The sequence below is a fragment of the Streptomyces sp. NPDC029674 genome (genome assembly GCF_044903205.1).
GTDB lineage: Bacteria > Actinomycetota > Actinomycetes > Streptomycetales > Streptomycetaceae > Streptomyces.
Map to the genome: position 1 here is coordinate 349748 of NZ_JBJDPY010000005.1, position 26547 is coordinate 376294.

The window sequence follows — 26547 nt, forward strand, 5'->3', positions numbered from 1 at the left end:
ACGTCACGGGCCGTCCTCCCCCATGTGGCGGACCGGCGCACTGTGTGGGCAGCCTGGGAGGAGGCCCACACCGGCCAGACGCAAGCCAGCAAGGAAGGTACGTCCCCCCATGCGTGCTCTCACATGGCAAGGCAAACGCGACGTACGCGTCGACGAGGTGCCCGACCCGCGGATCGAGAAGCCGGACGACGTGATCGTCCAGGTGACGTCGACCGGCATCTGCGGATCGGACCTCCACCTCTACGAGGTCCTCGGGCCGTTCCTCGACGCCGGCGACATCCTGGGCCACGAGGCCATGGGTGTCGTGGCGGAGAAGGGACCCGGCGTCACCGAATTGGCCGTAGGCGACCGTGTGGTGATTCCGTTCAACGTCTCCTGCAACACCTGCTGGATGTGCCGGCAGGGGCTGCAGTCGCAGTGCGAGACGACGCAGGTCACGTCGATGGGCAGCGGCGGCTCCCTGTTCGGTTACACCAAGCTCTACGGGCAGGTCCCGGGCGGGCAGGCCGAGCTGCTGCGGGTCCCCTTCGGCAACACCCTGCCGATCAAGGTGCCCGAGGGCCCGCCGGACGACCGGTTCGTGTACCTGTCCGACGTGCTGCCCACCGCCTGGCAGGCCGTCGAGTACGCCGACATCCCGCCCGGCGGCAGCGTCACGGTGCTCGGCCTCGGCCCCATCGGCGACATGGCCACCCGCATCGCGCGGCTGCGCGGGGCGGAGCTGGTGATCGGCGTCGACCTGGTGGACACCCGCCTCGAACGCGCCCGGCGCAACGGCGTCACCGTCATCGATCTGCGGCACCACGAGAAGGACCTGGGGGACGCCGTCCGCGAGCTCACCCAGGGGCGCGGCACGGACGCCGTGATCGACGCGGTGGGCCTCGAAGCGCACGGTGCGCCGGTGGCGAAGGCCGCCCAGTGGGCGACCGGACTGCTGCCCGACAAGCTCGCCCGGCCCCTGATGGAGAAGGCCGGTGTCGACCGCATGGGCGCGCTGCTGGCGGGGGTCGACGCGGTCCGGCGCGGCGGCACCCTCTCGATCAGCGGTGTCTACGGCGGGGCGGCCAGTCCGATGCCGCTGCTGACCATGTTCGACAAGCAGATCCAGGTGCGCATGGGCCAGGCCAACGTGTGGCGCTGGGTCGAGGACATCCGGCCGCACCTCACGGACGACGACCCGCTGGGCGTCGACACCTTCGCCACCCACCACCTGCCCCTCCAGGACGCCCCGGCGGCCTACGCGACCTTCCAGGCCAAGGAGGACGGCATGGTCAAGACGCTGCTGAAGCCATGACGGAACGGCACGACGCCCGGAGCAGCGCGCTGGTCGTGATCGACATGATCAACACGTACGACCACCGGGACGCGGAGCTGCTGCTGCCCTCGGCGCGCAAGGCCGTGCCGGTGCTCGCGGAGCTCCTGACGACGGCCCGCGCGAGCGGCGTCCCGGTGATCTACGTGAACGACAACTTCGGCCAGTGGCGCTCCCACCAGGGAGAGCTGATCGACGCCGCGATGGCGGGGCCGCACGCGGAGCTGGTCGAGCCGATCCTGCCGGACGACGACTCGCTGTTCGTCGTGAAGGCCCGCCACTCCATCTTCTACGAGACCCCGCTCACCTATCTCCTGTGGGAACTGGGCGTGCGGCACGTGACGCTGTGCGGTCAGGTGACCGAGCAGTGCGTGCTGTACTCCGCGCTGGACGCCCACATCCGGCACCTCGGCGTGACGGTGGTGGTCGACGCGGTCGCCCACATCCATCCGCACCTCGCCGATGCCGCCCTGGAGATGATGCGGATCAACCTGGGAGCCCGCCTCGCCCACGGCGGCGAGATCGTGTTCACCGAACGGCCCACGAAGCAAGGATCATGACGCGTTTCGCAACGGTGGGCCTGCTGACGGCCTGCGCGGTGGGCGGGGTACTGCTCGCCCTCCTGGTGTCCCCGTGGTGGTGGCTGGCCGCCGGCCCGCTGGCGGCCGTCGCACTGACCGGTGTGTACGACCTCGTCCAGCCGTGGCACTCCGTGCTGCGGAACTACCCCGTACTCGGCCACATGCGGTTCCTCATGGAAGCGCTGCGCCCGGAGCTGCAGCAGTACTTCGTGGAGCGCAACTACGACGGCAGGCCCTACGACCGGGACACCCGCAGCATCGTCTACGAACGCGCCAAAGGCGTCGCCGCCGAGGAACCCTTCGGCAGCGAGCGCGACATGGACGACCGCGGCTACGAGTTCCTCGTGCCGTCCATGGCGCCGGTGGAGGTCCGCGACGAGCCGCCCCGGGTACGGATCGGCGGCCCCGACTGCGCCGAGCCGTACGACATGGCGCTCCTCAACGTCTCGGCGATGAGTTTCGGCTCGCTGTCCGCCAACGCCATCCTGGCCCTGAACACCGGCGCGGCGGGCGGCGGCTTCGCGCACGACACCGGTGAGGGCGGCCTCTCCGAATACCACCTGCGGCCCGGCGGCGATCTGATCTGGGAGATCGGCACCGGCTACTTCGGCTGCCGCACCCGCGACGGCGGCTTCGACGCGGGGCAGTTCGCCGAGAAGGCCGCCCACCCCGCCGTGCGGGCCGTGTCGCTCAAACTGTCGCAGGGCGCGAAACCGGGGATCGGCGGCGTCCTGCCCGGCGGCAAGGTCAACCCCGAGATCGCGTCGGTACGCGGCGTCCCGCAAGGCGAGACCGTCATCTCACCGCCGTACCACCGCGTCTTCTCCACGCCCCGCGAACTCGTCCGATTCCTCGCCCGGATGCGCGAACTGACCCACGGCAAACCGGTCGGCTTCAAGCTGTGCCCCGGCTCCCGGCCCCAGTTCCTCGCCGTGTGCAAGGCCATGGACGCGGAGGGGATCACTCCCGACTTCATCGTGGTGGACGGCGCGGAGGGCGGTACGGGCGCGGCACCCCTCGAGTTCGCCGACCACCTCGGCATGCCGCTCACCGAGGGGCTCATCACGGTCCACAACGCCCTGGTCGGCAGCGGACTGCGGGACCGCGTCCGCGTCGGTGCCAGCGGCAAGGTGGCGACCGGCACCGACATCGTCAAGCGCCTCGCGATGGGCGCCGACTACACCAACGCGGCCCGCGCGATGATGTTCGCCGCCGGCTGCATCCAGGCCCAGCGCTGTCACACCAACCGCTGCCCGACCGGCGTCACCACCACGGACCCGCACCGCGCCCGCGCCCTCGACGTCGAGGACAAGTCCGCCCGCGTCACCCGGTACCAGCGGGCCACGGTCCACAGCGCGCTGCAGATCATGGCGGCGATGGGCGTCCGCGACCCCTCGGAGCTCGGCCCGCACCACCTGCGGCGCCGCGAGGACCACGGCAGGTTCCGGTCCTACGCCGAGCTGTACGACTGGCTCTCCCCCGGGGAGCTGCTCGCGGCGCCGCCCCCGGGCTGGGCCGCCGACTGGCGCACGGCGGATCCGGACAGCTTCACCGGCTGACCGCCCGGGTCGCGGGCAGCCGGGTGGCCCCCGCGGCGGCGAGCAGACAGAAGCCGAGCACCCACCAGAAGGTGTCGGCGAACGCCGAGGAGACGTCCGCGCCCCGGGTGGACAGCCGGTTCTCCAGGACCACCGCGAGGGCGGCCGTGCCGACCGAACCACCCACCGTGTTCAGCAGGTTGAGCGCTCCCGACGCACGAGGGAGGTGTTCGGGCTCGATGCGGCTGTAGACGATGTTCATCACGGGCGCGCCGATCATCGCCATGCCGATGCCGCGGACCGTGAGCGCGGCGATGATCAGCGCGTCCGGGGGCTCGTGGCCGAGCTGGGTGAACGGGACCGTGCCCGCGAGGATCAGCACGATGCCGGTGACCACCAGGGTCCGTGGTGCGACCTTGTCGATGGTGCGGTTGACCAGGACGGAGCCGACCGCCGCGCCGATGCCCTGCGGGGCCAGCAGCAGTCCGGCCTCCCATGCCGTGAGGCCGCGGCCGGTCTGGAAGTACAGCGGCAGCAGGAACGTCGTGCCGAACACCGACGCGCCGAGGACGAGCAGCGCGAGGGCGGCGGCCCCGAAGGGCGGCCGGGTGAACAGGCGCGGGTCGACCAGCGGGGTGCCGCGCGTGCGCAGCCCGTGCACGGCGAAGCCGGCCAGCATCGCGACGCCCGCCGTCACACCGAGCACGGCCGGCACGGTGCGGCCGTGGGCGACCTCGGTCAGTCCGTACACCAGCACGGCGAGGCCGGGTGAGAGCAGCGCGGCTCCCCGCAGGTCGAACGCCGTCCGCCGGGTCGACGGCGGTACGTCGGGGACGTGGCGGCGGGCGAGGAGGGCGGCGGCCGCGCCGATCGGCAGGTTGACCAGGAACAGCCACTGCCAGGACGCCGCCCCGAGGAGCGCACCGCCGACGAGCGGGCCGAACACCGGGGACAGGAGCGGGACGACCGCGACGACGCTGATCACCCGGCCGGTGCGCTCGCGGCCCGCGACGCGGGCCAGCAGGGCCTGCCCGGTCGCGGGAAGCAGCCCGCCGCCGAGCCCCTGGATCACCCGGAACACGACGAGGCTTGCCGCCGACCAGGCCAGCGCGCACAGCACCGAGCCGACCAGGAACACGCCCACGGCGGCGAGCCACGTCCGTCGGCCGCCGAACCGGTCGGCCAGCCAGCCGGACGCGGGCACGGCGGCGACGACGGCGAGCAGATAGGCGGTGCTGACCCACTGGATGTCGGCGACGGAGGCGTCGAACTCGTCGGTCAGCCGGTCGATGCCGACGCTGACGATGGTGGCGTCCAGCGTCGCCATGAAGGTGCCGAGCACCAGGATGAACGCGACGCGCAGCAGCTGTCCGTCCACCCGCTGCCGCTCGGCGGGTGGTGCGGCGTCCTTGGTCATCGGTCCCCCAGGAGCGTGCGCACGTCGTCGTCGAGGTGCTGGTCCAGCGTGCGGAGCATTTCGAGGAGTTCGTCGGCGAGACCGTCGACGGCCACCCCTTCCCGGTGGGCGAGTACGCCGGTCCAGCCGTCGCCGTCCGGCATGACCGTGAGGGTCACCGGGTGGTGCGTGGACTCGCGGAAGCGGGTGCCGACGACCGTGAGCCCGGGGGCGGGTTCGCGCAGGCGGTCCGGGTCGACCGGGTAGTTCTCGAACACCACCAGGCTGTCGAAGAGCCTGCGCCGCCCGGTCAGCCGCTCCAGGTCGGAGAGGGCGACGTGCTGGTGCTCGACCAGGGCGCGCTGCCCTGCCTGCAGTCCGGTGAGCGTGTCGGCGAGCGTGCCGGTGAGCCGTGCGCGTACGGGCACCGTGTTGGCGAGCAGACCGACGATCTCCTCGACGCCCTCGAGCTCCGGGGGACGGCAGGCGACCATGGCGCCGAAGCAGACGTCCGCGCGGCCCGAGCGCCGGGCGAGCAGCACCGACCAGGCGCCCTGCACCAGCGTGTTGCGGGTCAGTCCGCGCCGGGCCGCGAGCCGGGTGAGGCCGGTGACCAGCTCCGCGTCGAACGTGATGAGCGTCGGCTGCTGCCAGGCGGGGCCCGGCTCGCCGCCGTCGCTCAGGTGGTCGCCCTCGGGCAGACCGTCCAGTTCGGCGGCCCACAGGTCGAGGTCGGGCTCGTTCTCGGCGCGCCAGCGCAGGTAGTCGCCGAAGGGCACGGGGGCGGGCAGGTCGGCTGTTGTACCGCGCACGTGTGCCGTGTAGAGGTCGAACAGTTCGGTGAGGATGCGCGGGGCCGACCAGCCGTCGGAGAGCACGTGGTGGCTGGTCATGACCAGGTGGGCGCGGTCGACGCCGTCCCGGATCACGGTCAGGCGCAGGAGCGGGCCGCGGGCGAGGTCGAAGGGTTCGGCCAGGTCGGCCGTGAGGACCTCCTCGGCAGGCCCTTCGACCACACGGAAGTCCGGCCGCGGCGCCTTGGGGATCACCGCCAGGCCGGCGGGGAACACGGCGCCCAGGTTCGGGTGCCGGGCCAGCAGGTCGGCGCCCGCGGCGCGCAGCGCGTCGGTGTCCAGCGGTCCCGCGAGGGAGAACGTCGACTGCACGGTGTACGGGTCGGGTCGTTCGGTGCGCGAGTGCCGCAGCATCACTTCCTGCAGCGGCGTGAGCGGCTGGATCTCGGCGATCGGCCGGTCGTGGTCGAGTGCGCTGATCTCCGGTGCGGCGGCGAGCTCCCGCAGCGCGCTCCGCAGGCACGCGGCCAGGTCCGCCACCTCGACGGCGGTGAACAGCGCCGCGGGCCAGGTGATCCGGACCCCGAGCTCGTCGTCGCGCACCAGGGCGTTGACCATCAGGCTGTGCGGCAGGGGCAGCGCGTCGGTGCCGCCCGAGCCGAGCGGGTCGGCGTCCGGCGGCGCCTGCCACGGCGTCTCGTCCGCCGGGGCGCCGGGGAACTGACCGAGGTAGTTCCAGGCGATCTCCGGTGTCACCTGGTCGAGGAGGCCCGCCGAGGTGAGGATGCCGTGTCCGAGGCCGTCGCCCTGGGCGCGCAGCCGCTCCCTGACCGCCTTCACGTCGTCGTCGGCGTCGAGCCGCACGGGGTGCACGGCGGTGAACCAGCCGACGGTCTGGGACAGGTCGACGTGCTGCGGGCGGCCGTGGCTCTCCAGCGCGACAAGGACTTCCGGCGTGCCGCGCCAGGCCCGTACCGCCTTCGCGAGCGCGGTGAGGAGCACGGCGTCCGGGGTGCTGCGGTAGGCGGCGGGCAGGGTCGTGATCAGGGCGCGGGTCGCCGCGGCGTCGAGCCGGATCTCGTGGTGCCGGGCGGTGGCCACGGTGTCCCTGGCGGGGTCGAGGGGGGCGGTGAGGGCCGGGGTGGCGGTCATCCGCCGCCAGTGCGGGAGTTCGGCCCGGCGGTCGGCCTCGCGCAGGGACCGTGCCCAGCCGAGGAACGACTGTCCGTGCCGCGTCAACTCGCCGCCCGTGTAGGCGTGCTCGATGTCGTCGACGAGGATGCGCCAGGACACGCCGTCGGCGACCAGGTGGTGGGCGACGAGGACGAGCCTGCCGGGCCGCTCGGGTCCGGCGTCCACCCACAGGGCGCGCAGCAGCGGGCCGGTGCGCGGGTCCATCGCGTCCCGGATGCCGGTGACGCAGGTGTCGATCAGGGTGCGCAGGTCGTCGTCGGTGGCGCGGACGGCGGTGAGGACGTCGGCGCCGGTGACCGCGCCGGCCTGCGGGATGTGCAGGGCGTCGTCGGTCAGGCGGGCTCGCAGCACGTCGTGCCGGGCCAGGAGCGCGTCGAGTACGGCCTGCCAGGTGGTCTCGTCGCCGCCCGGCGGGACGCAGATCTCCACCCACTGGCAGAACCCGTCGGCCGCGGTACCCGCACGGTGCAGCAGGTCCCGCATGATCGGGGTCAGCGGCGCGTCGCCGGTCGCGGGTGCCGCGCCGCCGTCGAGGGCGCGGGCCCGTGCCGCGATGCCGGCGACCGTCGCTCCTTCGAAGACGTCCCGCGCGGTCAGGCCGAGGCCTTGGCGCCGGGCGCGGGAGACCACTTGCAGCGACACGATGCTGTCGCCGCCGATGGCGAAGAAGTCGTCGTCGGGGCCGATGGCCTCGGTGCCGAGGACGTCGCGGAAGACGCCGAGGAGCACGGCTTCGGCCTCGGTGGCGGGTTCACGCCGGGCGGTGGCCGCGGTCTCGGGGGCGGGCAGTGCGGTGGGATCGAGCTTGCCGCTGGGGCTGAGCGGCAGCCGGTCGATGGGGACGAGCGCCGTCGGCACCATGTGGTCGGGCAGCTCCGCGGCGAGGAACTCGCGTACGCGGGCGGTGTCCAGGTCGGCGCCGTCGGTCGGGATGACGTAGCCGACGAGGCGCCCCTCACGGACGATCACGGCGCAGGCGCGGACGTCGGGGTGGCCGGTCAGCGTGGACTCGATCTCGCCCAGCTCGACGCGGAAACCGCGCACCTTGACCTGGTGGTCGACGCGGCCGAGGAACACCAGCTGCCCGTCGGGCCGCCACCGCACGAGGTCGCCCGTGCGGTACATCCGCTCCCCCGGCGGGCCGAACGGGTCGGCGACGAACCGCTCGGACGTCAGCCCGGGGCGGCCGAGGTAGCCGCGGGCCAGGCTGGGCCCGCCGAGGTACAGCTCACCCGTCACGCCGACGCCGGCCGGCTGGAGCCCGCCGTCGAGAACGTACGCGCGGACGTTGGGGTCGGGGCGGCCGATCGGTAGCGGACCCTCGTCGTCCGGGTCGTAGTGCCAGGTCACGGAGTTGATGGTGACCTCGGTGGGGCCGTAGGCGTTGAAGAGCGCCCGGCGGCCCTTGCCCCAGCGCCGCGCCAGTTCGGGGTCGAGGCGTTCGGCGCCGACGACGAAGAACACGTCGGGGTGGACGGTGCGGTCGTCGGGCATCGCGGCGAGGAACGACGGGAGCAGGTTCACGCCCGTCACGCGGTGTTCGACGATGTAGTCGAGGAGTTCGTCGCCGGGGACGCGCACCTCCTCGGGTGCGATCACGGAGGTGCCGCCGGACAGGAGCGGCACCATGGTCTGCCAGAACGCGACGTCGAAGCTGGTCGAGGCGAAGTGCAGGTACCGGTCGTGCTCGGTGACGCCGACGACCTCCTCCTGGAGCGCGATGAGGTCGGGCACGCCCCGGTGGGTCACGCCGACGCCCTTGGGCCGCCCGGTGGTGCCCGAGGTGTAGATGACGTACGCGAGCGCGTCCTCGGTCAGCCCGGCGCGGGCCTCGGCCGGGTCGGTGTCCGGTGCGGAGGCGAGGGTGGCCGGGTCGTCGAGGCGCAGGACCGGGATGTCGCGGTCCACGGGCAGGTCGGCGCCGGTGGACACGACGGCGGCCGGGGCGATGTCGTCGAACATGAAGGCGAGCCGCTCGCGCGGGTAGCTCGCGTCCATCGGCACGTACACCGCGCCCGCCTTGGCCACGCCGAACAGCGCGACGGTCATCTCGATGTCGCGGCCGAGCAGCACGGCGACCGGGTCCTGGGGCCGGACGCCGCGCGCGATGAGCGCGTGGGCGAGCCGGTTGGCCTGCCGGTCCAACTCGGTGTAAGTAAGGCTGCGTTGGCGACAGACCAGAGCCTCGGCGTCCGGCTTGCGCCGGACCCAGGCGGCGAACTCGTCCAGCCAGTGGCCGCGCTCCTTGGCGGGGACGATCTCGGTGCCGGTGCGCAGGATGCGTTCGCGCTCGTCGGGGTCGAGCGCGGGGAGCCGGAGGGCGGGGCGTGCCGGGTCGTCGACGAGCTCCCTCAGGAGGTTGTGCAGCCAGCGGCCGTAGTCGCGCACGGTGTCCGCTTCGAAGGCGCGCGGCTGGTAGCCGAGGCCGATGGTGATCTCTTCGTCGGGGATGACGATGACGGTGAGCGCGTAGTGCGTGGCGTCGGTGATGTCGACGCCGGTCAGGTCGAGGCCGGGGGCGAGCGGGGTGCGCTTCCGGCTGGACAGCGGGAAGTTCTCCATCACCAGCATGGTGTCGAAGAGTTCGCCGACGCCGGCCGTCCGCTGGATCTCGGGCAGGCCGACGTGGTGGTGCTCGGCGAGGGCGACGCTCTCGGCGTGCACGTGCGCCATGAGGTCGCTCGCGGTCTGGTCCTGGGTGTGCCGGACGCGGACGGGGATCGTGGTGCCGAGCTGGCCGATCATCGACTCCACGCCGTCGACCTCGGCAGGCCGCCCGGATACGGGGCAGCCGAAGACGACGTCGCGGCGGCCGGTGAGCTTCCCGAGGAGCAGACCCCACGCGGTCTGGAGGACCGTGGTCAGGGTGACGCCCTGGTCGCGGGCGAACGCGCGCAGCCGGTCGCTGAACTCGCGGCCCAGCGCGACGGTTTCGCGGCCGGGACGCTCGACGCCGGTACCGGTGGTCGCGGGTGCGAGCCGCGTGGCGTCGTCGACGCCGGCGAGCGCGTCGCGCCAGGCGGCGAGCGACGCCTCGTGGTCCCGCCCCGCGAGCCACCGGAAGTACTCCGAGAGCTGCGGGGCCGCGGGGGCCGCGGGGCCGCCGCTCAGTTCGGCGTAGAGGGCGAGCAGGGTGCGGCCGACGATCGGCATCGACCAGCCGTCGAGCAGCGCGTGGTGGTTGGTGATGACCAGCTTGTGTTCGGCGGGCCCGACGCGGGACAGCAGGAAGCGGATCAGCGGCGGCCGGGTGGGGTCGAAGGGGCGCTCCAGGTCTTCCCCGGCCGCCTCGGGGAACCGGTCGTCCCGGCGCCAGTCAAGCGTCACATCGGCGGGAATCACCTGCACCACGTCATCCCCGGCGGTGCCGAGGTGGACGCGCAACGCCGGGTGGCTGCGCAGGAGTTCGCGGGCCGCCTCGGCCATCCGGTCGGGCACGAGCTCGCCGGCCAGGGTCGTCACGGCCTGCACCACGTAGACGTCGGTGTCGTGGTCGTCGCGTACCAGGGTGTGGAAGGAGAGCCCGACCTGCAGCGGTGTGGCGGGCAGTACGTCGGTGATCCGGCCGGTGCGTTCGAGGGCGTCGATGGCCGGCTGGTCGAGGTCGACGAACGGCAGGTCCGAGGGGGTGAGGCCGCCCGTCGTGACGCGTGCGTGCTCGGCGAGCGCTTCCAGCGCCGCCGCCCAGGCGTTGCGCAGCGCCGGCACGGCGTCGGCGCCGAGCACCTCGGTCGCGGCCGTCCACTCGACGGCGAGCCGCGGCGCGCCCTCCTCGTGGACGAAGCAGTTGAGGGCGAGGACCTGCTCGAGTGCCTTGGCGCCGGGCTCGGTGACCGAGAAGGCGTCGTGCTCGGGGAGCCGCCAGCCGGTGCCGGGCAGCGAGCCGAAGCGGCCCAGGTAGTTCAGCAGGACGTCCGGCGGCGGAACGGCTCCGAGCTCGCCGCTGGTCCCGGCGTCGAGGTGGCGCAGGACGCCGTAGCCGATGCCGTTGTCGGGGACGCCGCGCCTGGCCTCCTTGGCCGCGCGCAGCACCTGTCCCACGCTGTCGGCGAGGGGAACGCGGACCGGGTACTCGCTGGTGAACCAGCCGACCGTACGGGACAGGTCGAGGTGTTCGCGGCCGTGGCCCTCCATCGACACGGTCACCGCGTTGCCCGTGAGGCCCCACTCGCGCAGGGCGAGCACGAGCGCGGCGAGCAGCACCTCGTCGACGCCGGCGCGGTACGCGTTGGGCAGCGTCGTCAGGAGCGCCTCGGTGACCTCGGGCGAGGCGACGGTGACCGACCGGTGGGCGGTCGCCACGGTGTCCCGCGCGGGGTCGAGGGGCCGGGCGCCGAGCCGGGAGGCGGAGGCGAGCGCGGCCCGCCAGTGGTCGAGTTCGGCCCGTCGGGCGCCGGACGCGCCCTGCTCGGCGAGGAGTGTGGCGTGCCGGCGCCACGACGCGCCGGTCGGTTCGAGGGGGCCACCCGTGCAGGCCGCGTGGAGGTCGGGCAGCAGGATGCGCCACGACACACCGTCCATGGCGAGGTGGTGTACGACGATGACAAGGCGGTCGGACGTGTCAAGGTCGGACGTGTCACCACCCGTGGAGGCGGCGCCGGTACGGACCACGGCTGCCCGGACCAGATCGCCCGAGCGCGGGTCGAGCTGTCCGGCGAGGCGCTCGGCCACGGCCGTCACGTCCTCGCCGTGGACCTCGTCGACGACGGCGCGCACCGCGCCGCGCGGCAGGATCTCGAGTCCGTCGCCCGCGCGCAGCCGCAGAGCGTCGTGGTGGTCGAGCACCGTCTGTACGCCCACGGTGAGGTCGGCGTGGTTCAGTCCTTCGACGTACGGGGCGGTCCACTGCGCGTACGCGGCGACGACGTCCACGTCCGGGTGCGGGTCGAGGAGGCCGCGCACGATGGGCGGCGCGGGCACGGGCCCGGTCGGGTCGTCCACCGGTTCGGCCACGTCCCGCACCAGTCCGGCCGACGCGGCGAGGGCGGCGAAGCTGCGGCGCGCGAGGAGGTCGCGGGGCCGCAGTTCGAGGCCCTTCGCCCGCAGCCGGCTGCTGATGGTGATCGCGGTGATGCTGTCGCCGCCGAGGGAGAAGAAGTCGTCGTCCACGCCGACCCGTTCGACCTCGAAGACGTCGGCGAGGACGGCGCAGAGCAGGCGTTCCCGCTCGGTCTCGGGCTCGCGGCCGCCGCGGGCGGCGGCGGGCGCGGGCAGGGCGGCGCGGTCGAGCTTGCCGTTGGTCGTGACGGGCAGTTCGTCGAGGACGACGACCGCTGCGGGCACCATGTGCTCGGGGAGCGTCTCCGCCAGCAGGGCGCGTACCGCGTCGCCGGTGACCGAGGTGGACACGACGTAGCCGATCAGCCGGGACGACCGCACGGTGGCGGCGGCCGCGGTGACGCCGGGCACCGCGCCGAGCGCGGCCTCGACCTCGCCGGTCTCCACCCGGTGGCCGCGGATCTTGACCTGGCCGTCGCCGCGGCCCAGGTAGTCCAGGCCCCGGCCCGGCACCCACCGGGCCAGGTCGCCGGTGCGGTACATGCGCTCGCCCGGCCCGCCGAAGGGGTCGGCGACGAACCGGTCGGCGGTCGCCCCCGGTCTGCCGAGGTAGCCGCGGGCCAGGTGGGGTCCCGCGAGGTAGAGCTCGCCCGTCCTGCCGTGCGGCACGGGCTGCAGGGCGCTGTCCAGTACGTAGACGCGGGTGCCGGAGAGGGGGTGGCCGATCGTCGGCTCGCCGCCGTCGATGCGGGCGGTGGTGGCGTCCACGGTGGCCTCGGTCGGCCCGTACATGTTGCGCGCGGTGATGCCGGATTCGGCGATGCGCCGCCAGAGCGCGGGCGGGGTGGCCTCGCCGCCGAGGACGAGCAGGGTCGGACGCCGGTCGAGGAGGCCGCCGTCGATGAGCGGCGCGGCCATCGACGGTGTGGTGTCGACGATGTCGATGCCGTCGCGGGCGTACGCGTCGAGCAGTGCGTCGGCGTCGCGGGCGGTCTCGGCGTCGTAGACGTGCAGTTCGTGGCCGCACAGCAGCCACATCAGGTGGTCGAAGGCGGAGTCGAAGGCGAAGGAGTAGGTGTGCGAGACGCGCAGTCTCCGCTTCGCGGCGCCCTCGGCCTCGGCGATGACCGTCGACCGCTGGTGGTGCAGGAGCGCGGCCAGGCCGCCGGTCCGGCCGAGGACGCCCTTGGGGCGGCCGGTCGAGCCGGAGGTGTGGATCACGTAGGCGAGGTGGTCGGGGTGGCGGGGCGCGGCCAGTTCACCGGGTGCCAGGGGTGCGCCGGACAGGGCGGCGGCCTCGTCGATGAGGGTCTTCCAGGGCAGTCCTTCGACCGTGTCGGCGGCGGTCAGGACCAGTGCGGGGCGGGTGTCGTCGATCAGGTCGCGCAGCCGCTCGGGCGGGTACGCGGTGTCCAGGGGCAGGAAGGCGGCGCCCGCGTCGAGGACGGCGAGGAGGGCGGTCACCGAGTCGGCCGAGCGGGGCAGCGCGAGCGCCACGACGTCGTCGGTCCCGATGCCGCGGGCCCGCAGCGCGCGGGCGATCCGGTGCACGCGGTCGGCGAGGTCCGCCGCGGTCAGCCGGTCGGCGCCGCACACGAGGGCCTGGTGCCCGGGGTCGGCGGCCACCATGGCGTCGAACGCGGTCGGTACGTCGACGGGTGTGCCGGGCAGCGCGGGCGGGCACCAGTCCGCGACGAGGCGGTCCGTGTGTTCGGTGAGGGCCACGCGGCCGACGGGACGGCCGTCGATGAGTCCGGCCAGCAGGGCTCGCAGGCCGGCCAGCGAACCGTCCACGGAGGCCTGGTCGTTGGTCCTGGCGTCGACCTCGAAGCCGAGCAGCAGTCCGCCGTCGCGGGCGGGCAGGACGCTCAGGCCCATGTCCTCCGGCGGGCCGCCCGCGACGTTGCGCATCACGCCGCTCGACCCGGCGAAGTCGAGCGCCAGGTCGAACGCCTTGAGGTTGATGCCGCGTCCGTGGAGGAGCGCGCCCGCGCCGGGTACGCCGAGGTCCCTCGGCAGGTCCTCGCCCCGGTAGCGCTGGTGGTCGCGCATCTCCTTCATCGCGGCGGCGACCCGGCGGCTCAGCTCGCCGAACCCGTCGCCGGGCCGCACGGTGACCCGCAGCGGCAGCACGTTGACCGCCATGGCGGGGGTGCGCAGTTCGACCGATCCGGTCCGGCACATCAGCGGCAGCGCGAACACCACGTCGGTTCCGCCGAGGACGCGGTGCAGGAAGGCGGCGTAGCAGGCGATCAGCGCCTCGCCCCAGGTGACGCCCTCGGCGTCGGCGAAGGCGCGCAGCCGGGCGGTCTCCTCGGGCGAGAGGGCGGCGCGGGCGGTCAGGGTGCGGTCGGGCGCGCCGGCGGCGGCGTCGGTCTCGCCCAGGTCGGGCAGGGGGGTGAACCGCTCGACCCAGTACGCCCGGTCCTCGGTGAACCGGTCGCTCTCCCGGTAGGCGCGGTCGGCGGCGACGAGGTCGGCGAATCCACCGAAGTTCGAGGTGCGGGGCTCGGCGCCGGTCACCAGGGCGGTGTAGCGGGCGGCGGTGCGGCGGGCGAGCATCGCGGCGGTGTAGCCGTCGAAGACGAGGTGGTGGCCGAGCTGGGTGTACCAGACCTCGCGGTCGGAGAGTTTGATGACGGTGCGCGCGTACAGCGGCCGGTCCACCATGCCCCGGCAGGCCTCGCCCACCCGGGCCCGCTCGGCGTCGACGAGCGCGTGGGCCGCCGCCTCGGGGTCGGCCTCGCCGCTGACGTCGGCCACCTCGGGCGCGGCGACGGGTTCCTGACTGATCGTCTGGCGCGGACCGTCCGGAGTGTCGTGCACCCGCAGCCGCAGGGTCTCGGCTTCCTCGGTGGTCGCGCGGACGGCCTCGACGAGCGCGTCGACGTCGACCGGTTCGCCGCCGGATATCTCCACGACGTCGCCGACCACGTAGTACGGCGAGTCCGGTTCGAGGCGCTGCGCGTTCCAGATGCCCGTCTGGGCGCCGGTCAGGGGGAGCAGACCGTCCGAGGAGACGCTTGCGGTGCTCAACTTACTCTCCTTGCAGTGTGGGGACGACCATCGGCGTATCGGTCACCGGGTCGGGGACGATGACGCTCGGCAGGTCGAAGACGTCCTTGATCAGCGCGGCGTCCACGATGTCCCCGGGGTCGCCCTCGGCGACCACCCGGCCGTCCTTCATGGCGACCAGGTGGTCGGCGAAGCGGCACGCCTGGTTGATGTCGTGCAGGACCGCGATGACCGTGCGGCCCTCGTCGCGCAATCGGGCGAGGAGGCCGAGCAGTTGGTACTGGTGGGTGATGTCGAGGAACGACGTGGGTTCGTCGAGCAGCAGGTAGGGCGTCTCCTGGGCGAGCACCATGGCCATCCACACCCGCTGCCGCTGTCCGCCGGACAGCTCCTGCACGGGCCGCTCGCCGAGGTCCTCGACGCCGGCGGCGGCCATCGCGTCGGCGACGGCCTTCTCGTCGCCGGGCGAGCGGAGCGCCAGCAGCGACTGGTGGGGGAACCGGCCGCGGCCCACGAGCTGGCGGACCTTGATGTCCTCGGGCGCCAGCGGGTCCTGCGGCAGGAAGCCGAGCTCCTTGGCCAGCGCCTTGCCCGGGTAGCCGCCGACGTCGCGGCCGTCGAACCACACGTGCCCGTCGTCGGGCCGCAGCAGCCGGACGAGGGCCCGCAACAGCGTTGATTTCCCACAGGCGTTGGGGCCCACGATGGCGGTGAACGCGCCGTCGGGGACGTCGAGGCTCAGCCGTGTGGACACCACGCGGTCTCCGTAGCGCAGGGTGATGTCCCGCGCGGTCAGGCGTGCGGTCATGCGCGCCCCACCTCCTTGGTCAGCAGCCAGATCAGGTAGCAGCCGCCGATCGCGGTGCTCACCACGCCGACCGGCAAAGCGACGGGCGCGAGGAGCATCTGGGCGAGCAGGTCGGCCCCTTGGAGCAGTACCGCTCCGGTCAGCGCGGCCGGGAGCAGCGGCACTCCGGCGGCGCCCGCGAGCCTGCGGCCGATCTGCGGGGCGGCGAGGGCGATGAACGCGATGGGTCCCGCCACGGCGGTCACGGTGGCCGTGCAGCCGACGCCGACGAGCACCATCAGCAGGCGGAGCCGGTTGAGTCCGACGCCGGTGGTCACCGCGATCGCGTCGCCGAGTGCCGCCTGGTGCATGGCGTGCGCCCGCGATGCCATGAGGGCGAGGAGCACGGCGATCACCGCGAAGGGGATGCCGAGGTCCTCCCAGCCCACGCCGGCGAGTGAGCCCGCGCTCCAGCCGACGGCGGCGATCGCCACCTCCAGGTCGGCGCGGAGCACGATCCACGAGTTGATCGCGGTGACCATCGCGTTGACCGCGATGCCGATCACGACGAGCCGCAGTCCGGAGAAGCCCCGGTCGAAGGAGAGCAGGTAGATGACGGCCGCGACGAGCAGTCCGCCGAGCACGGAGCCGGTGGCGAGCTGGGCGGAGGTGCCCGACAGGACGGTGAGGGCGACGAGGGCGCCGGTGTAGGCGCCCGCGTCGAGGCCGATCACGTCCGGGCTGCCGAGCGGGTTGCGCGTGAGGTTCTGGAAGATCGCCCCGGCGACACCGAGCGCGGCGCCGAAGACGAGTCCGGCGAGGACGCGCGGCAGCCGCCAGTCGGAGATGACCACGGAGCGGTCGGTGCCGGTCAGCGAGGCGAACACCTCGCCGGGCGTGGACCATGACGCGCCGTAGCAGAGCCCGAGCAGGCCCAGGCCGAGCATCAGGGCGAGCAGTGCCGCGACGAGCACCACCGTGCGGCGTTCCGCCTTCAGTACGAGTGTGCTCACAGTGACCCCGCCCCGTAGCGGCGCACGGCCCAGATCAGCATGGGTCCGCCGAGGAACGCGGTCACGATCGCCACCGGCACCTCGCCGGTGGGCAGCAGGACCCGCGACCCGATGTCGGCGATCAGCAGCAGGATCGGGCCGAGCACCATCGTGTAGAGAATCAGCCAGGGCACCGAGCCTCCGGCGGGCCTGCGCACCAGGTGCGGCACGATCAGCCCGACGAAGAGGATGGGTCCGGCCACGGCGGTCGCCGCCCCGCTGAGCACGGTGATCAGGACGAGTGCGGCGGCCCGTACCCGGCCGACGTTCGCGCCGAGCGTGTGCGCGACACTCTCGCCGAGCGTCAGGGCGTTGAGCGCCCGGCTCAGCAGCAGCGCGCCGAGCAGGGCGGCTCCGATGACGGTCAACGGCAGGGCGAGCGGCGCCTGTTCGCGGGCCGCGAGGGAGCCGACCGACCAGAACCGGTACGCGTCGAAGGTGTCCGGGAGCATGAGGCGCAGACCCAGCGCGACGCCGGACAGGACGGCGGTCAGGGCCACGCCTGCGAGCACCAGACGCAGCGGCGAGTGCCGTCCGACGGCGGCGACGAGGAGCGCCGCGCCGACGGAGCCGAGGACCGCGAAACCCAGTTCGCCCGCCTGACCGGCGGTCAGCCCGAGCGCCGAGCCGACGGTGACGGAGAACCCGGCGCCCGCGGTGACCCCGAGGATGCCGGGCTCGGCCAGCGGGTTGCGGGCCAGCGTCTGGATGAGCGCGCCCGCCACCGCGAGGGCGGCGCCCACCGCGACGGCGAGCAGCGCCCGCGGCGCCCGGACGTCGCGCACGATCACGTGGTCGTCGGTGCCCCGGTAGTCGAAGAGCGCCCGCACGACCTCGCCGGGCGCGACCGACCGGGCCCCGACGCCGATGCTGAGCACGGCGACGGCGGCCAGCAGCAGGAGGCCGCCGATGAGCAGGCCGGCCCGCGGGACGGCCCGCCCGGTTCCGGCCGCCTCGGAGGCGCGGCCCGCGACGGTCACCGCTTCAGGAGCGGCGCGAACGACTTGTCGATCGCGTCGAGGGTCTGCATGGCCTGCCCGTAGGTGGCGGCCTCGGTGTAGCGGATCGGGAAGGTCTTGCCGGCCTTGACGGCGGGCAGGTTCTTCCACAGCTTGGAGTCCATGACGTACTTCACCGGCTTGGGGACGCTGCCGTCGGCGTTGACGGAGTAGGTGATGGCGTCGGCCTTGCCGAGGGCTTCCGGGAGCTCCTCGATGGACGGGTACTCACTGACCGCCTTGGAGCCGGGTCCGGGCTTCTTGACCTTGCCGTAGTACTTGGCGCCGACGTCCTCGGCGATGTTGGTGCCCCACGAGCCGCCGAACTCCCGCTGGAAGGTGCCCTTGGCGGTCTCGCCGTACGCGCCGACGTGGCCGAGCTTCAGCTGCGGGAGCACGCCCTTGTACTTCTTGGCCAGCTCGCCGGCCTTCGCCTCGTACTTGTCCTTGGCGACGTCGAACTTCTTGAGGGCGCCTGCCGCGTCGGACTGCTGGTGCGTCAGCTTGCGCCAGGCGGACGGCACGGTCGGGCCGATCGCCACGACCGGGGCGATGCCCTCCAGCCGCTTGACGTCGATGTCGCCGAGCACCGGGGCGGGGACGCCGATGACGATCAGGTCGGGCTCGGCCTCGGCGATGGCCTCGTAGTTGGTCTCGGTCGCCAGCTCGCCCGCCACCTTGGGGGTCTTCTTGTACGTGGCGAGGTCCTGCTTGCTCATCATCGGCTCGCCGCGCTTCCACGACGAGATGCCGACGAGCGGGGCGCCGCCCTCGATCATGGCCGGTACCGCGTAGCCGGTGGCCACCACACGCTTCGGGTCGGCCGGGATGGTGATCTTGCCGTTGTCCGCGGTGAACACCCGGGTCTTGCCCTTGGCCGACCCGTCCGACCCGCCGTCCGACGACCCGCACCCGGTCACCACCAGGGCCAGCGCCACGGCGCCGACCAGGGCCGACGATCTGCGTATGGACATGTTTCGCTCCTTGTTACTTAGGTAAGGCTCACCTTAGTAGATGACCTTGTGGGTAAGGCAACCCGGCGGGCGGCGCTGCGCCGCCCGCCCTGCGTGAAGTGCTGGTGTGAGGCGGTGAGGTGAGGCGGTGAGGTGAGGCGGGGTTCAGTGGTCGTCTTCGTCGAAGTCGGCGACGCCGCGCTTCCAGTAGCCGGTGATGTCGTGGTCGGCCTTGCCGAGACCGAGCACGTCACGGACCCAGCGGCGCAGGGGTTTGATCTGTCCCGCCTCGCCGGCGACCCACACGTACACCCGCTCCCCCTCGGGCACGGTCACCGCGGTCACGGCCCGCTCCAGCGCGCCACCGGTGCCCGCCGGGAGGCCGCCCCGGTGCAGCCAGCGCACCTCGACGCCCTCGGGCGCGGACAGCTCGATCTCCTCGGTGGCGTCGGCGACTTCGACGAACGCCCAGCCCCGCGCGGTCCGGGGCAGCTCTTCGAGCCAGCGGGCGATCGCGGGCAGCGCCGTGATGTCGCCCGCGAGCAGGTAGCGGTCGTAGGTGTGCGGGACGATCAGGCCGCCGGGCGGGCCCGCGACGTGCACGACGGCGCCCGGTTCGACCCGGTGCGCCCAGTCCGACGCGAGCCCTCCGTCGTGCGGGACGATGTCGATGTCGAGTTCGCCCGTGACGGGGTCGTAGCGGCGCACGGTGTACTCCCGCGAGGTGGGGGCCGGCCGCGGCCAGCGCAGCATCGCCCCGTTCCGCTCGGGCAGCCGCAGCGAACCGTCCGGTTCCGGGAAGACGAGCTTCACGTGCTCGTCCGGCGCGTGCGCCTCGAACCCCTCGGTGCCGGGACCGCCCAGCGTCAGCCTCAGCAGACCGGCGCCGACCATGGCGGTGCGGACGACCTCGACCTCGCGGATGCCGATCGGGTAGCCCACCTTCTCGGCGTGCAGGCCCGCGCGGACCTCGGCGATCCGGTCCAGGTGCCGGTGCCGGTGGTCGACCCGGCTCATGCGGCACGCCCCGTCAGGAGCTCCGTCCAGTGGCCCAGTTCGGGCCGCTCCGCGAGGTCGGGGAACTCCAGCGCGGTCGCCCCCGCCGCACGCCAGCGCTGCACCAGCGTCATGATCCGCACCGAGTCGAGGCCGAGGTCGAAGAGGTCCTCCCCGGGCGCGATCTCCGCGGGTTCGCAGTCGAGCAGCTCCGCGATGTCGGCGCGGACGCGCTCGGGCGACAGGGTCTGGCTCATCGGTTGGCTCTCCTTCGGGAACGGGTGCCGACAGCACGTCGGCCCGTCGACCCCCTGCGACACTGAGGGAAGGCTAACCTAACTTAATCTTGGTCGTGGCGTGAAAACGGGAGGCCTGCCAGAGGGCCTCCCGTAATCCGGCGTCATCTGTCGCCGCGTCACATGGCGGGCGGGCGCCGCTGGTTGTCCGGATTCAGATCGAGCAGCGCGTTCTCGACCACCTCGGTGAGCGCCGGGTGGATCCACAGCGGACGCTCGGCGACCTCCCGCGCCGGCAGCCCGAAGGTCATGGCGACGACGAGCGGCTGGATGAGCGTGGCGGCCTGCGGACCGAGCACGTGCGCGCCGAGCAGACGGCCCGAACCCCGGTCGGCAAGGACCTTGCAGAAGCCCTGCCCGTCCTCCAGCGACCAGCCGTACGCCACGTCCTCGTACCGGCACGAACCGACCGTGTAGTCCAGACCCTGTTCCCTGGCCTCCTGCTCGGTGAGCCCGACCTGGGCGATCTGGGGGCGCGCGAACACGGCGGCGGGCACGACGTCGTACGACATCGTGCGCGGCTCGTCCGGGTACAGCAGGTTGTGGGCCACCACCTCGCCCTCGCGGTTGGCCACGTGCTTCAAGGGCGGCCCTGCCGCGACGTCGCCGAGCGCCCAGACACCGGCGGCGCTGGTGCGCAGCTGCGCGTCGACCTCGATCAGGCCCTTGTCGTCGCAGGTGATGCCGGCCCGGTCCAGGTCGAGCCGGTCGCTGTTCGGCTTGCGGCCCGCGGCTGCGAGCAGTGTGTCCGCCTCGATGACCGAGCCGTCGTCGAGGGTCAGCCGCAGCTGCCCCGGGCGCCCCTCCATACGGACCAGTTCCCGGCCGAGGCGCAGGTCGTAGCTGTCGCGCACGATGTCGGTGAAGGCCGACGCGATCGACTCGTCCTGCCCGGAGAGCAGCTGGTCCTGCTTCTCCACGATGGTGACGGCGGTGCCCGCCGCGTGGAAGACGTGTGCCAGTTCGGCGGCGATGTAGCCGCCGCCAAGGACCACCATGCGCTCGGGAACCTCGTCGAGCCGCATCACGGTGTCGGACGTCTCGTAGGGCAGCCCGGCCTCAGCTACCACCGGCGGCACCATGGGGCGGCCGCCCGCGGCGACGACGATCCGGTCCGCGCGGATCCGCTCGGTCCCCTCCGCCGTCTCCACCAGGAGCTCGCGCTCGCCGGTGAACCGGGCGCGCCCGCGGTACACGGTCACGAAGCCCGACGCGCGGCGGCCTTCCTCACCTTCGCGCGCGACGGCGTCGAGCCGCCCGAAGACGCGGTCCTGGACGGCGGGCCAGGAGACTCCGTCCAGCTCGGCCCGTACGTCGTGGCGTTCGGCGTCGCGCACGGTGTCGGCGACCTCGGCGGTCAAGGCGAGCATCTTGCTGGGGATGCAGCCCGCGTTGAGGCACGTGCCGCCGAAGGGGCCCTCCGCGACGAGGGCCACGTCCAGGTGCGAGAAGCGGTCGTCGATCAGCGCGTTGCCGGTGCCCGCGCCGAGGACGAGGAGATCGTGATGTCGCATATGTGGAGCGTATCCGTGTATGCCCGTCGCACACCTCCGGAGCGGCCGCCCGCCCCGAACGCGTCCGTCACAGATGCCGGGGCGGGCTGTTGCGGACGGCCGAGCGGCGCGCCCACAGCGCGCACGCCAGCAGTACGAGGCCGGCGAAGCTGTACGCCCACGCGTCGGACGCGCCCGTGGCCGCGCCGACACCCCAGGCCAGCGACCAGACGGCGAACAGCACGCACAGGGCGCTCCACGCCAGGGTCCACATCCTGTGGCGCGCCTCGACACGCTGTGCGGTGCCGCGCTCCATCGGTCCCGGGCCGGACGGGCCGCTCTGCTCGTCACGTATTGTCATACCGCCCCGGGTGCCCAGGACTTGAGGGCCGAACCACTCCGGGTGACGGCCTGCTGGGCGCTCGCGGAGGCCGACCTGACCGTCCCCGCCGCGTTCCCCGCCGCCCCGCTCAGCGCCTTCGTGGCATCGCGCCGCGTGCGCCGCGCGGCCCGCCTGCCGCCGGCCGCCGCGGTGCGGGTGCGGTAGGCCACCGACGGCTTGCCGTGGGTGTCGGCCGCGGCGAGCAGCAGCCCGCCGAGCAGGGAGACGTTCTTGATGAACTGCGTGCGCTGGGCGTCCCGTTGCTCGGGGTCCTTCTCCTTCCACCAGGCGTGCCCGGCCAAGGTGGTCGGCACGAGCGTGCCCGCGAGGGCGAGGGCGGCGACGCGCGGCACGCGCCCGGTCGCCAGCATCAGACCGGCGCCCAGCTGCACGGCGCCGTTGACGCGGACCAGCCGCTCGGGGTCGTCCGGGAGCCAGGGGATCCGGGAGCTCAACGGGGCCGCGACGGGCTCGGCCGCCGGCGCCACGCGCTCGGGGTTCCTGAGAGTGTGCAGCCCGCCCGTGACGAAGACGGAGGCGAGCATCGGGCGTGCGCATTTCCTGAGAACAGCCATGCCATCCGGCTGCCCTCAAAGCGCACACTCAGACACGGTTTCATGGATCCGCTCGGGGTACGGGGAACAGGAATCCGACAACACCCCACCGCCACGGCGGTGACAGCCCAGGAGGATCCCATGGCCGGACTGCTCGCACGCATCAGGGCGTACAGCCGCACACCGCAGGGCCGACGGACCGTCAGCTCCGTGCGCCGGGCCGCCGCGGACCCGCGCAAGCGCGCCCAGGCCCGCTCGCTCCTCTCCCGGCTGCGCGGGCGCCGCTGAACCGGCGCGCGCCCGCACGGACCGGCGCGCCCGGAAAGCCGGGCGAAGATCGATGAGTTTCTCCGCGTCCCGCGGTCATCAGTGATAATCAACGGCCCATAGCTCAGGAGAACTCAGATGCGCACCTTGATCAGTACCGCCTTCGTCTCGCTCGACGGCGTCGTGGAGGCCCCGGGCGGCGAACCGGGTTACCGGAACTCGGGGTGGACGTACAAGGACATCGAGTTCGTCCCGGAGGCGTTCGAGATCAAGGGCCGGGAGCAGCAGGAGGCCACCGCGATGCTGCTGGGCCGGGTGAGCTACGAGGCGTTCAGCCCGGTCTGGCCGGACATGGCGGACTTCGCCGAGTACAAGCTCATGCCCAAGTACGTCGTCTCCACCACTCTCGGCGAGGACGATCTGGTCGACAACTGGGGCGATACCACGATCCTGCGCTCGCTCGACGAGATCGCCGCGCTGAAGGAGACGGAGGGCGGCCCGATCATCGTCCACGGCAGTGCGGCCCTCAACCGGAGCCTCTCGGACGCCGGCCTGATCGACCGGTACCACCTGCTCGTGTTCCCGCTCCTGCTCGGCGCGGGCAAGCGCCTGTTCAGCGACACGGACAAGGACTCCCAGAAGCTGCGGCTCGTCGAGCACGAGGCGTACGCCAACGGCCTGCAGAAGAACGTCTTCGACGTCATCCACGTCATCCGCTGACCCGCACCGTGCGGAATCTGGTCTACGCCCCGGCGGCCCTGCTCTTCGTCGTCTTCTGCTGGCGCATGGTGCGTGAGCGCCGCCGGTTCAGCAACGCGGTGCTGCTGGGGCTCGCCGCGCTCAGCGCCCTCGCGACCTGGATGTTCGAACTGCTGTCGGCCGGCTCCACGTCGGGGCTGGTCATCGCCTCCTCGGTGCTCGCGCTGGGAGCCGTGGGCATTCTCGTGCTCGTGTGCCTGCTCTTCCTCAACGGCCTGCGGATGGTGCGCAGGGAGGGCAGGAGCCCCACCAACCTGCTCTCCCTGATGGGCGCGGTGTGCGTCGTCGCGGTCGTGGCCCTGGTGGTCACGGCCGCGGTGCTGCGGACGCCGGTGATGATCGGGGTGGGCGTGGCGGCGCTCGGTCTCGCCTGCTACCTCTCTTTCCTGTTCCTGAGTTTCGTGGTGTACGCGTTCCTCTACGGCCGGCTGCGCATCCGCCGCAAGGCGGACTACGTGGTCGTGCTGGGCTCCGGCCTCATCGGCGGGTCCACGGTGCCGCCGCTGCTTGCCGCCCGGCTCACGCGGGCGCGGGAGGTGCACGCGCTGCTCAGCAGGCGCGGTGACCCGCCGGTCCTCATCGCGTCCGGCGGGCAGGGGCCGGACGAGGACCTGCCGGAGTCCCATGCCATGGCCGACTTCCTGACGGAGCGCGGTTTCCCCGCCGAGCTGATCGAGTGCGAGGACCGGTCGACGACGACGGAGGAGAACCTGCGGTTCAGCAAGGCGATCATGGAGAAGTCCGATCCGGACTACCGGTGCGTGGTCGTCACGAACAACTACCACGCCTTCCGCGCCGCGCTCACCGCCCGGCGGATCGGCGTCCGGGGCCAAGTGGTCGGCTCGCCGACGGCGGCGTACTTCTGGCCCAACGCGACGATCCGCGAGTTCGCGGCCGTCCTCGTCGCCTACAAGCGGACCAACGTCGCGATGTGTCTGCTGTTCGTCCTCGGCGGTGTACTGGCCTGGGCCACGCGCTGAGCGCCGCCCTCGGCCGAGCGTGTGAGCGGCCGCCCCCTGTCCCACGAAGGCGTGGCCGCCCCACCCGTTTCTCCGCATGTCATTTCAGCACAAAAGCCTCTTTACTCCCTACGGTGAGCGGGTCGAACACCGAACCCACCCTGGAGTGCTCATGCGTCCCGCCGTCTCCCGTACCGTCGCCCTCTCCGCCGGCCTGCTGCTCTGCGCCACCCCGGTGAGCGTGGCCCTGGCCGCCGATCCGGCCCCTCCCGCGCACAGCCGGCAGGCAGCGCCCAAGAAGGCGACCCTGTCGGCGAAGGCAACGGTCAAATCGGTCAGAGCGTGGGAGCAGTTCCGCGTGTACGGCTCCAGCACCAACCTGCGGGCGGGCACGCAGGTCACGCTGCAGCAGCTGCAGAAGAAGCGCTGGGTGTCGCTGCCCATCCGGATGAAGACCAACAAGGCGGGGGCGTACAACCTGCGGGTCAAGCTCGGCATCAGGGGTGTCAACAAGATCCGCGTCGTCGGCGGGGGCGCCGTCTCCAACACCGTGCAGGTCACCGTCCGCTGACGCGGCCCGCGGTCCGGCCGGCCCGGCCGGTCCGCGTGTCAGCTCTCCGCCGTGATCGCGTCGATCGTCTCGTCCAGAGACATGGCGGAGCTGTCGAACCACTCGCCCTCGCCGTCGAGTTCGCTCCGCATCGCCTCGTCCAGGAACGACCAGTCGTCCGCGAGGACCTTGTCCCGTGCGGTGAGCCGCCGGGACACGACGTCGATCGAGGGCGCGAGCACGATCAGCCGCAGCGGCAGGCCCTTCAGGTGCTCCCGGTAGAACTCCAGGTGCGCGCGCCGGACGACGACGTCGTCGATGACCGGGACGACGCCGGCGGCGTGGAAGCTGCGCGCCAGGACCGCCGCGTTGCGTGCGCGCAGCAGGAGTTGGCGGTCGGCCTCCAGGTCCTCCTCCGGCTTGGGCAGCCGGTTCCCCGAGACGATCAGGTCCTGGAGGTGGTCGCCCTCGATGTGCGCGCCGAGGGGGAAGCGGCGGGCCAGCCCGGCGGAGACCGAACTCTTGCCGGAGCCCGGGATGCCGACGACGAGGAACACGTACGGGGCCGGCTCGGTGTCGACGGCCTGGCCCTGGAACGAGGTGTCCGGCATGACTTCTCCCACTCACCCTCATTTTTCCGGTACGAGCGCGCCCCGGTGCGGCGGCGCGACGGTGCGACTGCAACGCGGCGCGAACAGAATCGCTTCACATCGCCCACACAACCGCCACCAAGATCTTTACCCAACGGTTGATTACTGGATCAATTCCCAGTTGAGGGGCGCTTATTACTCATTCTTTGGCAGATTTTTGCTCTGACATCTCACCGTAATGCGATGGCAAAGTGGAGGACACGACAGCCGTCCAGGCTGATCCGGGGCGACAGGCGCCCGCCGTCACCGGCGGGCCGTGCCGCCCCTCTGTCACCATCGACCCGACCACACCGCGTCCCGGCACCGCCGAAGCGACGCAGGAGGCAGGCCACCTTGAAGTCACTGATAGACAACGCCCGTTCGTTCGCCACGACACACGTGGCGGACCCCCGGAACGCCGCGGCCTTCCAGGCCCTCGGCGCCGGGCAGTCACCGGAAGCACTGTTCGTCACGTGCTCCGACTCGCGCGTCGTACCGTCCCTGATCACCGGAGCGCGCCCCGGCGAACTCTTCGAACTCCGTACGGCGGGCAACGTCGTCCCGCCCTATCCCGCCCGCGGCACCAACCCCGGCAGCGGCCCCATGAGCGAGGCGGCCACCATCGAGTACGCGGTGTGCGTGCTCGGCGTCCGCGACATCGTCGTCTGCGGACACTCCCACTGCGGCGCGGTGGGCGCGCTGGTGCGGGGCGAGGACCTGTCGGCCGTGCCCGCGGTGCGCGACTGGCTGGAGCACTCGGTCGCCCCCGACGAAGCCCTCCGCTCCCTCACGCCGACCTCGGCGGACGTGGCGGAAGCCGTGCAGACCCATGTCCTCGCGCAGCTGGAGAAGTTGCGGGCGTACCCGTGTGTGGCTGAGCGGGTCGCCGACGGCTCACTCACCCTGCACGCCTGGTACTACGAAGTGCACACGGGCACCGTCACCGCCCACCGGCCGTCGGACACCGGCCGTCCTTCGTTCAGTCCCCTGTGAGTGCCGCCGCTCCCCCCTGAGACCGGCCCACCCACACGACAGGACCCCCAC

At 72.7% G+C, this 26547-nt stretch carries 20 protein-coding genes; 8 read left to right on the forward strand and 12 right to left on the reverse strand.

Annotated elements, in window-relative coordinates; all coding sequences use genetic code 11:
* Positions 1–109 precede the first annotated feature (109 nt).
* Genes ACI2L3_RS14985 through ACI2L3_RS14995 form a run of 3 tightly spaced genes read left to right on the forward strand, consistent with a single transcriptional unit; the run spans position 110 to position 3452 of the window.
* Positions 110–1294, forward strand: a complete 1185-nt coding sequence (locus ACI2L3_RS14985) for an alcohol dehydrogenase catalytic domain-containing protein (protein WP_404752783.1) — start codon at positions 110–112, stop codon at positions 1292–1294.
* Positions 1291–1872 carry an isochorismatase family cysteine hydrolase gene (locus ACI2L3_RS14990; RefSeq protein ID WP_404752784.1) on the forward strand — a complete coding sequence of 194 codons (582 nt, stop codon included), beginning with the start codon at positions 1291–1293 and terminating at the stop codon, positions 1870–1872. Before ACI2L3_RS14985 ends, ACI2L3_RS14990 begins: the two co-directional genes overlap by 4 nt.
* Positions 1869–3452, forward strand: coding sequence for an FMN-binding glutamate synthase family protein (locus tag ACI2L3_RS14995; RefSeq protein WP_404752785.1), 1584 nt, complete (start codon positions 1869–1871; stop codon positions 3450–3452). Before ACI2L3_RS14990 ends, ACI2L3_RS14995 begins: the two co-directional genes overlap by 4 nt.
* On the opposite strand, the gene ACI2L3_RS15000 is transcribed toward ACI2L3_RS14995, so the two are convergent.
* From ACI2L3_RS15000 to ACI2L3_RS15050, 11 genes are all read right to left on the reverse strand, one after another.
* Complete coding sequence (locus ACI2L3_RS15000; RefSeq protein WP_404752786.1) at positions 3442–4848, reverse strand: MDR family MFS transporter; 1407 nt, start codon at positions 4846–4848, stop codon at positions 3442–3444. The two genes, ACI2L3_RS14995 and ACI2L3_RS15000, sit on opposite strands and share 11 nt — an antisense overlap.
* Complete coding sequence (locus ACI2L3_RS15005) at positions 4845–14849, reverse strand: amino acid adenylation domain-containing protein (protein ID WP_404752787.1); 10005 nt, start codon at positions 14847–14849, stop codon at positions 4845–4847. The genes ACI2L3_RS15000 and ACI2L3_RS15005 overlap by 4 nt, the downstream gene beginning before the upstream one ends.
* Position 14850: 1 nt before the next feature.
* Positions 14851–15636 (reverse strand): ABC transporter ATP-binding protein, encoded by a 786-nt coding sequence (locus ACI2L3_RS15010; protein WP_404752788.1) that lies wholly within the window; start codon positions 15634–15636, stop codon positions 14851–14853.
* Entirely contained in the window at positions 15633–16562 is a 930-nt protein-coding gene (locus ACI2L3_RS15015) for a FecCD family ABC transporter permease (RefSeq protein ID WP_404752907.1), read from the reverse strand. Before ACI2L3_RS15015 ends, ACI2L3_RS15010 begins: the two co-directional genes overlap by 4 nt.
* 62 nt (positions 16563–16624) lie before the next feature.
* Positions 16625–17647 carry a FecCD family ABC transporter permease gene (locus ACI2L3_RS15020; protein ID WP_404752789.1) on the reverse strand — a complete coding sequence of 341 codons (1023 nt, stop codon included), beginning with the start codon at positions 17645–17647 and terminating at the stop codon, positions 16625–16627.
* Positions 17644–18639 (reverse strand): ABC transporter substrate-binding protein, encoded by a 996-nt coding sequence (locus ACI2L3_RS15025; RefSeq protein WP_404752790.1) that lies wholly within the window; start codon positions 18637–18639, stop codon positions 17644–17646. The genes ACI2L3_RS15020 and ACI2L3_RS15025 overlap by 4 nt, the downstream gene beginning before the upstream one ends.
* Positions 18640–18783: 144 nt before the next feature.
* Complete coding sequence (locus ACI2L3_RS15030; protein ID WP_404752791.1) at positions 18784–19635, reverse strand: siderophore-interacting protein; 852 nt, start codon at positions 19633–19635, stop codon at positions 18784–18786.
* On the reverse strand, positions 19632–19871 hold the full coding sequence (locus ACI2L3_RS15035; RefSeq protein ID WP_404752792.1) for a phosphopantetheine-binding protein: 240 nt from the start codon (positions 19869–19871) through the stop codon (positions 19632–19634). Before ACI2L3_RS15035 ends, ACI2L3_RS15030 begins: the two co-directional genes overlap by 4 nt.
* Positions 19872–20029: 158 nt before the next feature.
* A complete protein-coding gene (locus ACI2L3_RS15040; RefSeq protein ID WP_404752793.1) occupies positions 20030–21424 on the reverse strand; it encodes a mycothione reductase in 1395 nt (464 codons plus the stop codon).
* 67 nt (positions 21425–21491) lie between these two features.
* Positions 21492–21764 (reverse strand): hypothetical protein, encoded by a 273-nt coding sequence (locus ACI2L3_RS15045; RefSeq protein WP_404752794.1) that lies wholly within the window; start codon positions 21762–21764, stop codon positions 21492–21494.
* Positions 21761–22360, reverse strand: a complete 600-nt coding sequence (locus ACI2L3_RS15050; RefSeq protein ID WP_404752795.1) for a DoxX family protein — start codon at positions 22358–22360, stop codon at positions 21761–21763. The genes ACI2L3_RS15045 and ACI2L3_RS15050 overlap by 4 nt, the downstream gene beginning before the upstream one ends.
* 120 nt (positions 22361–22480) lie before the next feature.
* On the opposite strand from ACI2L3_RS15050, the gene ACI2L3_RS15055 reads away from it, so the two are divergent.
* From ACI2L3_RS15055 to ACI2L3_RS15070, 4 genes are all read left to right on the forward strand, one after another.
* Positions 22481–22627 (forward strand): hypothetical protein, encoded by a 147-nt coding sequence (locus ACI2L3_RS15055; protein ID WP_362989886.1) that lies wholly within the window; start codon positions 22481–22483, stop codon positions 22625–22627.
* Positions 22628–22744: 117 nt separating this feature from the next.
* A complete protein-coding gene (locus ACI2L3_RS15060) occupies positions 22745–23326 on the forward strand; it encodes a dihydrofolate reductase family protein (protein WP_404752796.1) in 582 nt (193 codons plus the stop codon).
* Between the two features lie 65 nt (positions 23327–23391).
* Positions 23392–24345 carry a YdcF family protein gene (locus ACI2L3_RS15065; RefSeq protein WP_404752908.1) on the forward strand — a complete coding sequence of 318 codons (954 nt, stop codon included), beginning with the start codon at positions 23392–23394 and terminating at the stop codon, positions 24343–24345.
* A 151-nt stretch (positions 24346–24496) separates the two neighbouring features.
* On the forward strand, positions 24497–24895 hold the full coding sequence (locus tag ACI2L3_RS15070; protein ID WP_404752797.1) for a hypothetical protein: 399 nt from the start codon (positions 24497–24499) through the stop codon (positions 24893–24895).
* A 38-nt stretch (positions 24896–24933) separates the two neighbouring features.
* Here the strand turns inward: ACI2L3_RS15070 and ACI2L3_RS15075 are convergent, their stop codons facing one another.
* Positions 24934–25485, reverse strand: a complete 552-nt coding sequence (locus tag ACI2L3_RS15075) for an AAA family ATPase (RefSeq protein WP_404752798.1) — start codon at positions 25483–25485, stop codon at positions 24934–24936.
* 372 nt (positions 25486–25857) lie between these two features.
* On the opposite strand from ACI2L3_RS15075, the gene ACI2L3_RS15080 reads away from it, so the two are divergent.
* Entirely contained in the window at positions 25858–26496 is a 639-nt protein-coding gene (locus ACI2L3_RS15080) for a carbonic anhydrase (protein ID WP_404752799.1), read from the forward strand.
* Positions 26497–26547 lie beyond the last annotated feature (51 nt).